General features: G+C 43.3%; 11 protein-coding genes. 3 read left to right on the forward strand and 8 right to left on the reverse strand.

From position 1 onward, the window contains the following. Positions 1–604: 604 nt before the first annotated feature. Positions 605–1,348 carry a hypothetical protein gene (locus tag U5K35_RS09875; RefSeq protein ID WP_322571288.1) on the forward strand — a complete coding sequence of 248 codons (744 nt, stop codon included), beginning with the start codon at positions 605–607 and terminating at the stop codon, positions 1,346–1,348. A gap of 551 nt (positions 1,349–1,899) precedes the next feature. Here the strand turns inward: U5K35_RS09875 and U5K35_RS09880 are convergent. The 5 genes from U5K35_RS09880 to U5K35_RS09900 form a co-directional block, all read right to left on the reverse strand. After that, positions 1,900–4,344, reverse strand: a complete 2,445-nt coding sequence (locus U5K35_RS09880; protein ID WP_322571289.1) for a TonB-dependent receptor — start codon at positions 4,342–4,344, stop codon at positions 1,900–1,902. After that, positions 4,325–4,474: a hypothetical protein gene (locus U5K35_RS09885; RefSeq protein ID WP_322571290.1), complete on the reverse strand. Its 150-nt coding sequence runs from the start codon at positions 4,472–4,474 to the stop codon at positions 4,325–4,327. Before U5K35_RS09885 ends, U5K35_RS09880 begins: the two co-directional genes overlap by 20 nt. A gap of 86 nt (positions 4,475–4,560) precedes the next feature. Further along, a complete protein-coding gene (locus tag U5K35_RS09890) occupies positions 4,561–5,550 on the reverse strand; it encodes a FecR family protein (protein WP_322571291.1) in 990 nt (329 codons plus the stop codon). A gap of 9 nt (positions 5,551–5,559) precedes the next feature. After that, a complete protein-coding gene (locus tag U5K35_RS09895) occupies positions 5,560–7,203 on the reverse strand; it encodes a DUF5666 domain-containing protein (RefSeq protein WP_322571292.1) in 1,644 nt (547 codons plus the stop codon). Between the two features lie 70 nt (positions 7,204–7,273). Further along, positions 7,274–7,900 carry an RNA polymerase sigma-70 factor gene (locus U5K35_RS09900; RefSeq protein WP_322571293.1) on the reverse strand — a complete coding sequence of 209 codons (627 nt, stop codon included), beginning with the start codon at positions 7,898–7,900 and terminating at the stop codon, positions 7,274–7,276. 170 nt (positions 7,901–8,070) lie between these two features. On the opposite strand from U5K35_RS09900, the gene ettA reads away from it, so the two are divergent. Beyond that, positions 8,071–9,744 (forward strand): energy-dependent translational throttle protein EttA, encoded by a 1,674-nt coding sequence (ettA, locus tag U5K35_RS09905; protein ID WP_416221625.1) that lies wholly within the window; start codon positions 8,071–8,073, stop codon positions 9,742–9,744. Positions 9,745–9,750: 6 nt separating this feature from the next. Next, positions 9,751–10,464, forward strand: coding sequence for a SprT family zinc-dependent metalloprotease (locus tag U5K35_RS09910; protein ID WP_322571295.1), 714 nt, complete (start codon positions 9,751–9,753; stop codon positions 10,462–10,464). Positions 10,465–10,934: 470 nt separating this feature from the next. On the opposite strand, the gene U5K35_RS09915 is transcribed toward U5K35_RS09910, so the two are convergent. The 3 genes from U5K35_RS09915 to U5K35_RS09925 all read right to left on the reverse strand — a co-directional run bounded on the left by U5K35_RS09915 (position 10,935) and on the right by U5K35_RS09925 (position 13,595). Further along, entirely contained in the window at positions 10,935–11,810 is an 876-nt protein-coding gene (locus U5K35_RS09915) for a universal stress protein (RefSeq protein ID WP_322571296.1), read from the reverse strand. Between the two features lie 458 nt (positions 11,811–12,268). Then, the gene (locus tag U5K35_RS09920; RefSeq protein ID WP_322571297.1) at positions 12,269–13,039 is read right to left on the reverse strand and encodes a CDP-alcohol phosphatidyltransferase family protein; all 771 of its coding nucleotides are present in this window, start codon (positions 13,037–13,039) and stop codon (positions 12,269–12,271) included. 292 nt (positions 13,040–13,331) lie between these two features. Continuing rightward, positions 13,332–13,595, reverse strand: coding sequence for a hypothetical protein (locus tag U5K35_RS09925; protein ID WP_322571298.1), 264 nt, complete (start codon positions 13,593–13,595; stop codon positions 13,332–13,334). Positions 13,596–13,935 lie beyond the last annotated feature (340 nt).

Here is a 13,935-nt window from a genome sequence, read left to right on the forward strand (position 1 = left end):
TTTCGGGATCGGGAGCAGGCAGGCCTAAACCTCTGAAATTACACATGCAATCTTGATATCCTTATTAAAATTACAAAGAATATCGAGATATTAATGTTTTCCGTATTCCTTTTGGGCCGCCAAAAGGAATCATCCCGAGGTGTCGGGACCCGGGCGGTGATTGCTTCCGGGCCTGGTTTGCCCGCGCGGTTACACAACATCGATTGCTCCCAAAAGGGAGCCGATATTGTGATGTCTCCCGCGCTTTGATGCAAACCATGCTATTCCTCCACCAATCAAGGCCGGAGGGGTTTTTGCTTTTTTAAAAAAGGTAGAGTTAAGAGTGAAATCTGATTTTCCTATCACAAAAATAAACGTGTTAATGTATTGTTTTCAATGCATAAACATCATTAAGGATATGCTTGCATGGATAATGTTAGCCCTAAATCCTCCCCTTCGATGGGGGACTTTTTGCTATCAGTTCCATATCACGAATTGACATTAACTACATGTTTTGGGCTTTCGAATTGATTTTTAAAATAAATCTGAATATCGATTAGGGGGACACCCCGCCTTTGTCTGTACTACCAACAGAACAACAACCCCACAATCAAATATTCAAGTCATGAAAAATTCAATATTTAAATTACTCAGTACAATTCTGATCATCGGCGTGGCAGCTATTGGCTGTGATTTAACCGAATCATCTGTCGACGGGCCGTCAGACGTTCAGGTTCAGATGAAAGTTAACACCGTCCCTGCAGCTAAAGCAATGCTGACGAGCAACAACGAACACTCGAATACCCTGGAAATCCAGGAAGTGAAGCTTTTCATTGAAGAGATGGAGCTTGAAAGTGTCAATGATGACTCATCAGATTTTGAAATCGAATACTTTATTGCAGATCTGCCGTTAGACGGTTCACCGTTGGTCATTACCGAGAAACAAATACCTGCAGGGCTCTATGAAGAGTTTGAACTCGAAATTAAAAAGCCTGACGATGATGATGACGACGATGTAGAAGTCAACGATACTGATTTCCGTGATGAGACAGGAAGTTACTCACTCGTTGTAAAAGGCCTCTTTAATGGAGAAGAATTTACATTCAGAAGCAACGAAGATTTTGAAATCGAAATGGATTTGAATCCACCGCTGGAAGTAACAGAAACTGAAGGTTCAAAATTGGTTGTTTCAGTTGATGTAAATTCATGGTTCAAAAACAGTAACGGAGAATATCTTGATCCGAAAGATTTCGCCAATACTGAAACAATCAACGAAACTATTGAAAACTCTTTTGAAGGGTTTGAAGATGACGACGATGATGATGACGACGATGATGATGATGATGACGACAATGAAGACGACGAATAAACTTTCTTAAAAAATCCCTATACCCCATAAGCCCTGTTGCTGACGCACAGGGCTTTTATTTTTTCCATTTTTTCTGTCTGTTTTGCCAAGTCAGGTATATTTAATTGAAGCTCAACCGGTTGTCCAAATAAGTCCCATCTACTCAACATGATGCTTACACCGCGACCAATCTTCTGCATGGTATGCTCGGTGTTATTGGCTTTTCTCGCGGATAAATCCAACGCTTGTTTGTTAAACCCATGAATGGGTTTTTAGTGTAAATAGAATTATGAGGTTTTCTCACCTTGAGCCTTCGGGGCAGATGATTTTGCAGAATATCACGATTTGTAATTTTAACAATCCACTTTGTTTGTTGGGAGATGATAGTCTGTAGATATAATTGCCACGGAAACACGGAAACATGGAAACGTGGGGATAAATCCCGGCTCGCATGTTGAACTATGAATGGCTTTGCGAGTTGCCAACAGATCATCAATCGTTGATTTGCAGTTCCATTACTTTATGATTGACGAGCAACGAACTGCAAACGATCGATTTTTTGATCCACCTTTTTAAAAGGAGTACTTCATTGAAAAAGAAGGATGAATGCCAAGATCTAAAACATCCACCGGTACGGGAGTTAATCTTGGAATGGATCGCGTTTCATCAAACGAAAAAGCGTAGTTCCTGTACCAGACGTTGTCGCGATCAAGCAGATTGAAGATTGACAGGGTGGCTTCAAGACTGTTCCGGTTTTGGAATCGATGAGAAAAACTCAATGTTGCGTCCATTCGTTGGTAGGGATCCAGGCGTTCAACCGGATCGTTCTGAAAAATATTTAGCCTGTTCGGTGCTCCGCTCATCATCAGCCAGGAAAGGTATAGGTCAAATCCGTATACTAGATTGGTTTCCAAAATGGCGTTATAACTGTGTCGCCGATCCCACTCCGCATAAAAATCATCACCGTCCAGTAAAAACGGATTGCTAAAGGTCATCTCGGAGAGGGTGTAGGTTTGAGAAATGACGAAGCGACCAAAGTAGTTGCGCAGCAGAAATTCAACTCCGGAGGCACTCCCGCTGTTTTGATAAAACCAGGGAGTTTGAGAGAATGTGTTGGCCAGAGATTGTGTATTCAGTTCATGACTTCTGAGATTTTTGTACTCTTTTTGGTAGGCTTCAACCTGGAATAGAAATCGGTTTGAAGGTGTGATCTGCAAGCCGATGGTAAACTGTTCAGCTTCAGCGGGTTTTTGATTTTCCGAAGTCAGAATCCAAACGTCTGAGGTGGCACTGTTTTCGATCGTGATTCGGTGCAGAAACTGCTGATTCACAGAATATCCGCCTTTAATACGCAGACCGTCCACAGGTTTTAGGACAACTTCTCCGCGAGGGGAGAAGTAGAATTCGCTGTTCAAGGTATAATAAGTTGCGCGAAGTCCGCCATGTAGTTCCAGAAAGCTGAGGGGCTCCCATCTGTTTTGCAGGAAAGCCTGAGCCATGTGGGATCCTACATTCTGAAAATAGGAGGGCCGGTCAAATGAAAACTCACTGTATTCTCCAAGGTAATATTTCCAGCCTGCACCACCGATTGCCGTGAAGTTTGTAGTATTGAACTCCAGCTCCTGGTTGAATTTGAATTCATTCATGGAACTTCTGTTTCGAAACGGATATGTAAACACCGATATGTTTTCGGACTCATCCGCTGTGTTCAAACGTGCATAAACAAAATCCTCTTTTTCAAAATCTGTACGGTAAAAGCTTACGCCGGCCTGTGTTGAGCTGAAGACCCGATTACTTAGTTTATTTTCATATTGAACTGAGAAGGACAGATTTCCCCACTCGTTTGTGGTTTCAACCGGTTGAAAGGTAAATCCGCTGCCGGATTCGACCGTACGTGTTCGCCGCTCCGCCTGCTGATTTGTATAGTCACCGCCAAAATAACCGCTGAAAATCCATCGGGAAGCCTCTCTGGTTTCGACGTAAACCTTGGCGTGCAGATCGGCAAAGAGTGCGTCTGCTTCACCCGGATTCAACACCAGATCGGTGAAGTCCTGGAAATCACCGGCAACCCGTCGGGGGCGATCAATATCGAGTCCCCACTGGATCATTTTTGAATTGTTGAACCAGTCAAGCTGATTCATCAGAGAGACACGCCCGGATAGGAGCCAGCTGCTTCGATTGCCTAAAGGTCCTTCAAATGTTCCATTCAGGCTTGTGTTGCTCAATCCAGCGTTTCCTCTGAATTCATTAATTGAGCCGGTTCGAGTAATGAGCTGAAGTGCTCCACCGGTTGGGGTATCCATCTGAGCGGGTGAAACGCCGTAGTAGTATCCGGCACTCTGAATAGCATCCGGATTAAAACTGTCCAGGAGGCCAAAGAGATGGCTTTGATTAAAAATGCTGAGTCCATCAAGCTGAACCATAAAACCGTCGGGTGTGCTTCCGCGAACATTGATACCGTTGTTGATGGCTGTTCCCGCTGTTACAGATGGGTGTGATTGCAGCGCACGAATAGAGTTTGATTCTCCCATTGGACTGAAACGGGAGGCGTCCATCAAACGGTTAGCTAGCGTATCGTTGGGATTATAGCTCATCGATCCCGAAATGATAATCTCGTTCCCCTTCAAAGGTTCAGGCTCCAGACGAACCGTTATGTCTTCAATTACATTGGACTCAGGTATGGAAAGTTCAACTTCCTGTCGATGATATCCGATGTAGGAGAAGTTTAATTGAATCTCCTCCGCAGAAAGCTGTCGATTTATAGAAAATCGACCTGAGGCGTTTGTGGCGGCTCCTTTTTGATCTCCCGATTCATTCCAGGTGACCGTGGCAAAAGGCAGTCGTTCACCCGTACGATGATCCACAACTTGTCCTGTAATCTGAACATTTGTAATGCGATTTCTTCTGTTGATTTCATTGCGGGATATTAAAACCTGCTTTCTCTCGTGATCGGTCAGCATGGAGATTTCTTGCTGATTCAGAAAATTGCTCAGATCTTCAAATATTGACTCCTTCATCCGACTCAAGAGTTACAGTAACATCACTAATGAGAGATTCCCGATAGAGAAAAAAGTACCCGGTCTCTTCCTCCAGGGTTTGTATGACCTCTTTTAAAGGCGTCTCTGAAAAAGAAAAATCGGAAGCCAAGGCGGATTCCGATTGAATCACACACAATAGTCCAGTTAGAAAGAAGCACTTCCCAATTGAGATCATATTCCCTAAACCCTTAATGTTTATTGCTGTTGTTGAAACCGATACCGATTCTCATCAATCTGGACAAATGTGCCGCCCAGAACGACTTCAAGATCGTTCAGGCTCTGCTCACGATCTTCGAGCGTGATGGAACCACCCAAAATTTCTGATCGCATGCTTTCGCCCATCTCAATTTCAATTCCGAAGTGAAACTCAAGTTCATCCGCAATTGAGCCTGCAGGTCGTTCGCTAAAAGTTAACCGGTTCTGAGTCCATGAAGTTACGTTGGTTTCCTCAAACCGGAATGATTCAGAAAGTTTCATATCCTGAATGGTCGCTCCCTCACCGGGTGATAGCGTTACAGATTGATTAAGGTCCAAGGTTTCAAAAGCGACACGGCCTTCGATGAGGTAAACACTCGTTTCACTGTTTCGTTCGCTAAGGTTGAATGTGGTGCCTAAAACACGAACGCGTCCTTCAGCTGTCTCAACCTGAAACTCACGATTTGGATTATGACTCACTTCAAACAGTGCTTCGCCGGAAAGCGAGTAGCTTATCTGCTGATCAGAAATTTCATTTTGATAAAGTTGAGAATTTGGTCGCAGTGTCACATTGGAGCCATCCTGTAATTCAACAGTGGTGATGCTTTCACCGGCATCGGCGATTAATGTGGGCTCAATCTGTGTGGTTTGTCGCAGTAAAAAGATAGACGTAAAGAGAATTAAAGCTACGGCAGCGGCAGCCCAGATCCATTTTCTTCTGGAAAGCGAATAAATAGTTGCACTGCCCGGGTTGGCATCATTTTGTTCTGTTGAATTGATCTGATCAAAGATGGATTTTCTTGCCTCGTCTTTATCTCTTACGGCAATGCTGCGATTACTTTCTTGCTGATAGGCCTTCGCATCCTGCAACAGCTTAAAGAGCGGATCGTCAATCTGAGTGGGCTCAATCCGACCGGACACAATTTGATCATAAGCCTTACTTAGCCGCAGGTCTCGATCATTTTCCGGTATGTTGTTATTTGATGTCATTTTTGTTCTTTAATCAGAATCATCATCCGGGTCGGTGTCAGAATCGGATTCGCTTTCAAATTCTATGTTGATGGCTACCCAAATAGCATCGGCAGAATTATAGTAGTAATCACCGTTTGCTTCCACTTCAGCTCCATCTTCCAGAGCTTGGTTCACGTCTTCGAGAGATGTTAAACTACCCTCATCGCCGAAAACTGTCTGTTCCGTAATGAGTATCTGCCGGCCGTTGACCAATGTGACGAATCGATTGTCCAGATCAACGGACTGTACAATCTCTTCAAACTCATCCAATTCAAGCTCGAAATCTACTTCCGTTAAAATAGTTCGTTCGGTTTCAGGGTCGATGTAGAAATCACCATCTGCAAAAACCGGCAGATTTTGCCCGAGAGCATCTGCTATATCCTGGAGTGACGTGAAATCATCATCAAATTCAATTTCAGTTTCCGGTGTGATATAAAACATCTCATTGGTAACCAGGGTTATGGTGTTTTCAGAAAGGTTAATATCGAGCATAAACTCCTCAAACTCATTCTCTTCCAATTCGAACTCAACCTCGGTTGCAATCCAAAGGTTTACATTTTCTTCAGGCCTGTAGTAGTCGCCTTCAGCTACAATTCTACGTCCATTAACGACGGCAGTGGCAATTTCCTGCAGAGAAAAATAATCTGAATCGTCACCGATCTCAGTTTCGTCTGTTATTTGAATGATCTGCCCGTTCGAAATGGTGAAGGTTTGATTTTCCGGGTTGGTTTCCATTACGAGGCCTTCGAACTCATCATCATCATCAAATACATCACCGTTCTCAAGGCGAATCCGAAAGGTGTTGAACGTTTGCTGAAATCTGAGCAGGGCAGTTCCGTCTCCGTTAAAATTGACGGTACCGTTTACAATTTTTGAATCGGCAGCTTGGCCATTTTGATTGGATCGTATGGTAGTTTCGTAACTCACAGCTCCATTCACACCTTTTCGAAAGCTGCGGTTACTTTCAACGATCTCCTTTTCTATGCGAACGTCCAGGAAATTAATTTCAAGAATATAATCCCGCTCAACGCGATTGTTTACTTCGTTTCTAATAAACTGACCTTCACCTGAGTGTGATCCGTCCAATGTTATTGTAGAGGATTGATCCGACAATCCATCCATGATAAAACGATCGGTTCGGTTGTAGATGGAAGACTTTGAGGCTGTTTCAATCTGACCGGTTCGTTCTCCTGTAAATTCAAGGGATTCAATCAAATGACTGTTTTGATTTGGGGACTCAATAAAATTTCCCTGGCTGTCCCGGAAAATATACTTCAGGTCATATTCAGTCGGAATACCGGTAGCTGCATCTGTTCGGCTGAACTGAGCCCGGTGGACTCCATCTATTGAATTGTACTGATAGGAGTAGTTCTGAAGATTTCGAAAACTGCCGGTAGAGAGTACTGAATTACCGGTGGCCAGACCGTTGCTTGTGGGAATGGCAAACGCCTCCGAAAAACTGGAAAGTAGTCCGCTTTCATTTTCAGAAATGGATTCTCCAATAATTTGGCCGGTGATTCTGAGTTCCTCTTCATTCAGCAGGGTTTGGTTATTTTCAAAGCTGTCGATCGTGCATCCTTGCAGGAAAACAATCAAACCGGTCCACAATATGAGTTGATAATGTCGTTTCATTGGGCTTATTGAGTCATTTCATTCTTCTGTTCATACATGGTACAGTTCAGAGCGGGGTGTACCCCTAATCCTATTTCAATTTTTGAATACTTTCCGGCAGATCTTCTCCATAAATTTGAGTCAGCCGGGCACGAAGGTCTTTAAAAGCCAGAGTCATGTGATTTTCAATTGTTTTAGGGCTCACGTCCAGTGCATCTGCGGTCTCTTTGTAGGTAAACTCCTGCATAAAACAGAGATCAAAAACCATTCCGCGTTTTTCTGGCATCTCCGATATGATTTTTTGGATGATGCGAATCAGCTCTTTGTAGTCGAGTGTGTTATCCGTGTTTTTGACTGATGTTTCATCGTCGGGCAGTTCAGTATCCTTAAACTTCGACTGATATTCAACATGATTGAGCATCCGCGTGTACGCTATGGTAAAAAGGTAAGATCGCAGAGACTTGGTTTCATCGATCCCGTCCCGTTTTTCCCATATCATCACAAAGGCTTTCTGGGCAAGATCGCGTGCCTCTTCATGACTCATATTGCGACTGACCAAAAACCGGTAGAGATGATCGTAATGCCGGTTAAAGAACTGCTCAAAAGCTTTTTTGTCACCATTCTTGATAGCAAGCGACAGAGCTTGATCGTCCAGATCACTCTCTTTTGAAAGTGCCAGCAGGAGTAGTAAGATTTCCGGTGAAAATGGCAATATCATACGAATTCAGTTAGATGTTGTTTAACCTACGTTAAACAGTAATCATTCTTTGGAAGAGATTTAAATCTGATTGATAAACAGGCTCAATTTAAACTTAATTTTTCGTTTTTGACGCAACAGAACTGTATTTTCACATTCTACATTTTAGCTTGAATTTAACAATTAGTGCATTGAGCGATAAGAAAATTATTTTTTCGATGGTTGGGGTCAGTAAAGTATACAAACCCAACAAAACAGTATTAAAAGATATCTACCTATCTTTTTTCTATGGCGCCAAAATTGGTGTTTTGGGATTAAACGGAGCCGGAAAGAGTACTCTGCTCCGAATTATTGCCGGAGAAGATGAAAACTACATGGGTGATATTTCACGCCAGAAGGGGATCACTTTTGGATATCTGCCCCAGGAGCCTAAACTTGATCCGGACAAAACAGTAAAGGATATCGTACAGGAAGGAGTTCAGGAGACGATGGACCTGGTTAAGGAGTATGAAGCTGTAAACGAAGGGTTCAGCGATCCGGACGCAGATTTTGAAGCTTTGATTGAGAAGCAGACGAAGCTTCAGGAGAAGATCGATCAGATTGGAGCTTGGGATATCGACTCCAAGCTGGAGCAGGCGATGGACGCCCTGAGAACTCCTCCGGGTGATGCAAAAATTGGAGTGCTGTCTGGTGGTGAAAAACGTCGTGTAGCACTCTGCAGGCTTCTGCTTAAGAAACCGGATGTTTTATTGCTTGATGAGCCGACAAACCACCTGGATGCCGAATCTGTGGGCTGGCTGGAGCAGCACCTCGCGCGGTATGAAGGAACAGTTATTGCCGTTACGCACGATCGTTATTTTCTTGATAATGTAGCCGGATGGATTCTGGAGCTGGATCGAGGTGAAGGCATTCCGTTTGAAGGGAACTACTCATCCTGGCTGGAGCAGAAAAAGAAACGCCTGGAGCAGGAAGAAAAGGAAGAGTCCAAAAGACAGAAGACACTTCAGCAAGAGCTCGATTGGATTCGTGAAAATCCAAAAGGCCGGCGCAAGAAGAGCAAAGCACGGATTAACTCTTACGAAAAACTGCTCTCTGAAGAGCATCAGAAACGACGGGAAGATATGGAGATCTATATTCCGGCCGGACCTCGTTTGGGTGACAAAGTCATTGTTGCTGATCATGTATCGAAAGGATTTGATGATCGGCTGTTGATGGAGGATATGAATTTTGATCTTCCGCCGGGTGGAATTGTAGGTGTGATTGGTCCGAACGGAGCCGGTAAAACCACGCTTTTTAAAATGATCACCGGAGAGGAAAGACCGGACAGCGGTAACTTCGAAACCGGAGAAACAGTAAAACTGGGATATGTAGATCAGAAACGTCCGCTTGATCCGAAAAAGTCGATCTGGGAAGAGATTTCCGGAGGACAGGATTTGATCAAGCTGGGTAACCGTGAGATGAATTCCCGGGCGTATGTGGCGCGGTTCAATTTCAGCGGCAGCGATCAGCAGAAGAAGGTGAGTGAGATTTCAGGCGGTGAACGCAACCGGGTTCACCTTGCCAAAATGTTGAAGGAGGGAGCCAACGTGCTTCTTCTGGATGAGCCGACCAACGATCTGGATGTGAACACGCTAAGGGCACTTGAAGAGGCTCTACTGGAGTTTGCGGGCTGTGTTGTAGTGATTTCGCACGACCGCTGGTTCCTCGATCGTGTAGCGACTCACATTCTGGCGTTTGAAGGAAATAGCCAGGTGTATTGGTTTGAAGGAAACTATGAAGAGTATGAAGAAAATCGACGCCAGCGGCTTGGGATATCAGAAGACCAGCCACATAGAATTCAATATAAGAAACTGATGCGCGATTGATCTGATATGCCACCCAAACACATCATTCAACTTGACGATATTGAGATTGAAATCACACGAAAAAGTGTGAAGAATCTCAATATCAGGATTTACCCGTCTTCCGGAAGGGTGGCCATGTCGATACCTAAACGGACAGATCTTTCGGTTGCAGAAGATTTTGCCAGGAAAAAGTATTCGTGGATCAAAAAGCATCTGAATAAAGGTGCAGTTCAAAAGGCGAGAAAAACACGAAGATTGTCTTACCAGGACGGAGAAATTCATCCGGTGTGGGGACGGGAAATGGTTCTTTCCGTGAACGAAGTAAATCGTCCGCCTAGAGTGCAACGAAGCGAGGAGAAGCTGAGCCTTATGGTGCGCCCGGAGAGTTCCACAGAAAAGAGAGAGTCTGTGTTGATTGAGTGGTATCGAACTGAACTGAAGCGCGAGATTCCAAAACTGATTGAGAATTGGGAAAGACTTATAGGAGTGAATGTGAGGGAGTTTGGGGTGAAGCGGATGAAAACCCGTTGGGGAACCTGTAACATTCGGGCGAAGAGAATCTGGCTCAGCCTGGAGCTGGCAAAAAAAGATCCGAAATGTTTGGAGTACGTTGTGGTTCACGAAATGGTGCACCTGCACGAACGCCTGCATAACAAACGATTTTACAGACTGATGGATCAGTTTCTGCCTGACTGGCGGGAGCGGGATAAACTTTTGAAGGGTGAGACACGTATTTGCTAAAGGTCAAAAAAAAAGAGGATTTTGGGTATCAGCCAAAATCCTCTGTTGGTGTGTGTTGAAAAACGCTGCTCACACGTTTCTCAAATGCTCTCTAATTTATCTCTGATTAGTCACTCTTAGAATATGTTAGATTGCTCTGTGTATATGGAACGAAAAACCCGATTCCCTTACACTGTTTTTTGAATTTATTTGATTGAATGCGATTTACACAATAGAGTTCTCTAATTACAGTTAAATTAATGGGATAAGGACTTTAAAAAAAACTAATTTTTTCACTTAAGGTGAGAAAAGTGTTATAAAAGTGTCGAAATCTGCTGTTTTGACGAAACGTTTGTTCGAGGAAAAAATCGAGAGTGCAGTAAAATGGTTGGATGTGAAAGTTTTACATAGCGTAAACACACCTCTTCCATGAAAGTTTTAGAGGCTGTATTCTTTACCTGTAATTTATCGTGTCAGTGATCGGGACCAGACTAATTCTTATCGCGCTTTGGATTTACGCTTAGCACTGCGGTATTCACGTGGCGGACCAGATTGGCAGTGGTACTTCCCATCATCAGGTAGTTGATACCTGTTCGGCCTACTGTTGCCATTACGATCAGATTATAATCATTGTCTTTTACGTGATTAAAAATGGCCTCATGAGGGGAGTCCTGTGAGACAATAACCGTAGAGTTGACTTCTCCTTTCAGAGAATGGAAATACTCTTTTTCCAATAGTTTGATCCGCTTTTCACGAATAGAGGAGATTGATATGGATCCTTCTTCATCCTCATCAAACTGATCAAAACTGATTACGTGAATAAGGTCCAGATCGGCACCGGACTTCTCAGCAATCATTTTGGCGTATGGATAGGCACTGGCTGCGTTGTCGGAAAAATCAGTGGTGACCAGAATCTTCTTGAAGTCGTCCACATCAGACTCATCCTCCACAATCAATACGGGAGTATGAGCGAGGCGGAGCACTTTTTCTACAACGGATCCCAATAAAAACCGGCTGAATCCCGTACGGCCGTGTGTGCTCATTACGATATAGTCATACTCTTCGGAAGCTTCAACGATACTCTGAGCCGGATTTCCCATCATGACGACCGGCTTTTCCAAACGCTTTTTGTCTATTTTTTCCTCAGCAAGTTGACTCAGGCGATCAGAAAGTGCTTCTTCAATTTCGTCAAAGTCCTGATACATTTGAGAGCTCATCCCCAACGCGTAGGGTTCATCCATTTCGGATATTGGGATGTGTGAATGGAATGGAGTGACGGTTCCATTCATCAATTTTGCAAATTTATCGGCTACTTCAAGGGCCTTCTCACTTAATTCAGAAAAATCGGTAGGGACAAGTATTTTCATGACTCTGATGGATTTAGTTGCTTTACTATTAAGTTCAATAAAAAAGAGGAAATAACAAAGGGAAGTAATCGGCGAGAGGAAAGAAGCGGGGTGTTTGTTGTTGGAAGCACGAATCGAAAGCTTAATCAAAACTTGAAGGTGAACGCTTTGTTTATTGTGAACACACCTCTGAAGCTATCTTCCGACGGCGGTCGGGATCAATCTTCTGTCTTCTATAAAAAGGAGACATTTCTTCCGAGGCTGTCCAAAAAGGTAGCGTACTTCAATAGTCGCTTAAATAATTTAGGTTTTCTTTTCAGACTCACCCTATTTCCCTCTCTAACTAATAGAGAGGGATTTATCGTCTAAATTATTTAAGCTCGATTACTTCTGATTTTATTTTTTGGACAACCTCAAAGCGTTAATAAAAGGGCGAAGACTGTTTTATTTAACTAGGGGTGTGTTGGTGAGTGCCAAGCTCACTTCAAAAACAGCTTCCTTATACCAATAAAGATCACTATACCCACTGAGTACCAGATGAAAAATGGAAGGATCCAGTGGATAAATCCAAGTGAAAGGAGTACGGCCATGATTAAAAGCTGAAAGCCTAATCCGTAAAGAGAGAGCAGGCTCATAAACCATTTTGGAAAATAGTGGCTTTCCGAAGCTTGACGGTCGAGGCGATAAATAATGCGATCAAAAAGCGTGTAGAAGAAGAGATAGGTTTTGAATAGCAGGGTTACCGACCACTGCTTCTCGCCGGGGAGGGCAGTGGGTGTTTCCGTCTCAAATATGCGACTTGTTTTATCTCCGCCTGATGATTTCTGTCTTAGAATTACGTAGTAGTAGTTGTAGAGTGTTCCCTGAAGCTGAATGGCCGCAAATGCCAAAAGCATCATCCATATCGGTTGGCCCGTCACCCGCTGAATGGTAAACAGAATGATGAAATTGAGGATAATATCAAACACCGAATCAAGGTAACGGCCGGTGTAGGACGGGGTGTTTTTTACTCTTGCCAACTCCCCGTCTGCAGCGTCAAGGATTGATTTTAAAATCAGGAATAAACCTGCAGTTGCATAGTATCCCTGGAAGATCAGCCATGAAGCAAAAAGCCCGCAGACACCAAACATCAATGTGACGTGAACGGGTGTGACGGAAGTTTTGGAGAACCCACCGGCAATAGCGGATGCGGCAGGTCGTCCATAATCTGAAAGATCAATAAATTTCTCCTCGGCAGAGAGTTTCGACATAGCGGCAATTTTTTAATCTTCTATTTAGTACGGTAAAATAAGTACTCTGCAAAGATAATTGCACGCAGTAACGTTCGATTGTTTATTAATGATAAAATTTTATAAAAGTGAATTTTACGCAGCGTCCTTTTATGAGCAAGATCAAGTGATGAAAGATATCTTTTTGGGCATAACAACTTGACTTAACAATGTTTTAATCCGAATCGGACATAAAAAAACCCTTATCCGATCCGTCTGAAATGATTAAAAATCAGACCGCACGGATAAGGGCATTCGTCATGTAAGTGCCGAATCAGCCTTCAGTTTCTTTAACTTTTTTATCAAGTTTACTGAGCAGTCGTTTCACATCTTTGTCGTGACCGAGCTCTTTTAATTTGAAAAGTACAATAGCCAGCGCGAAAAATGTTTGTGGCCACAAACCGATAAAAATTCCGCTTCGCTCAGCGTGTGCGTTCTCTTCAGCGTCTTCTCCCTTTTCTGTATACCACGTTGCGATGCTTGCTGCAATTGATGTAATTCCAAGTCCTGTAGATATATAAGCTAATTTGTCTAACATGGTCTGCCCTAATTTTTAATGTTTGTTGTTTATGATGTACGTTTAAATAACCAAGCATGGATTATGAACGTTCATTTTTGGCGGTCCGCATGTTGTTTTTTTCTGATGATTTATGGCTAATTTTCGAGCGTTGATCCGTTGAGAAAACTGCGCAGCTTTGTTGCTTCAAATTTTAATTCTTGTGTTGAGCAGAGGGATTGGTTGGGAGTATATAATTGAATTGAGGCCGATTTGTGAGGATCTAATTTTAAACGGTTTCCAGCGAACTTTTTGTCTTAACACAAAAAGTGCTAAAAAGGTCAAGCCTGCCTGCGCTGATTTTGAACTCACCCCCGGCCCC

The sequence above is a fragment of the Rhodohalobacter sp. genome, from assembly GCF_034521535.1.
Classification (GTDB): Bacteria; Bacteroidota; Rhodothermia; order Balneolales; family Balneolaceae; genus Rhodohalobacter.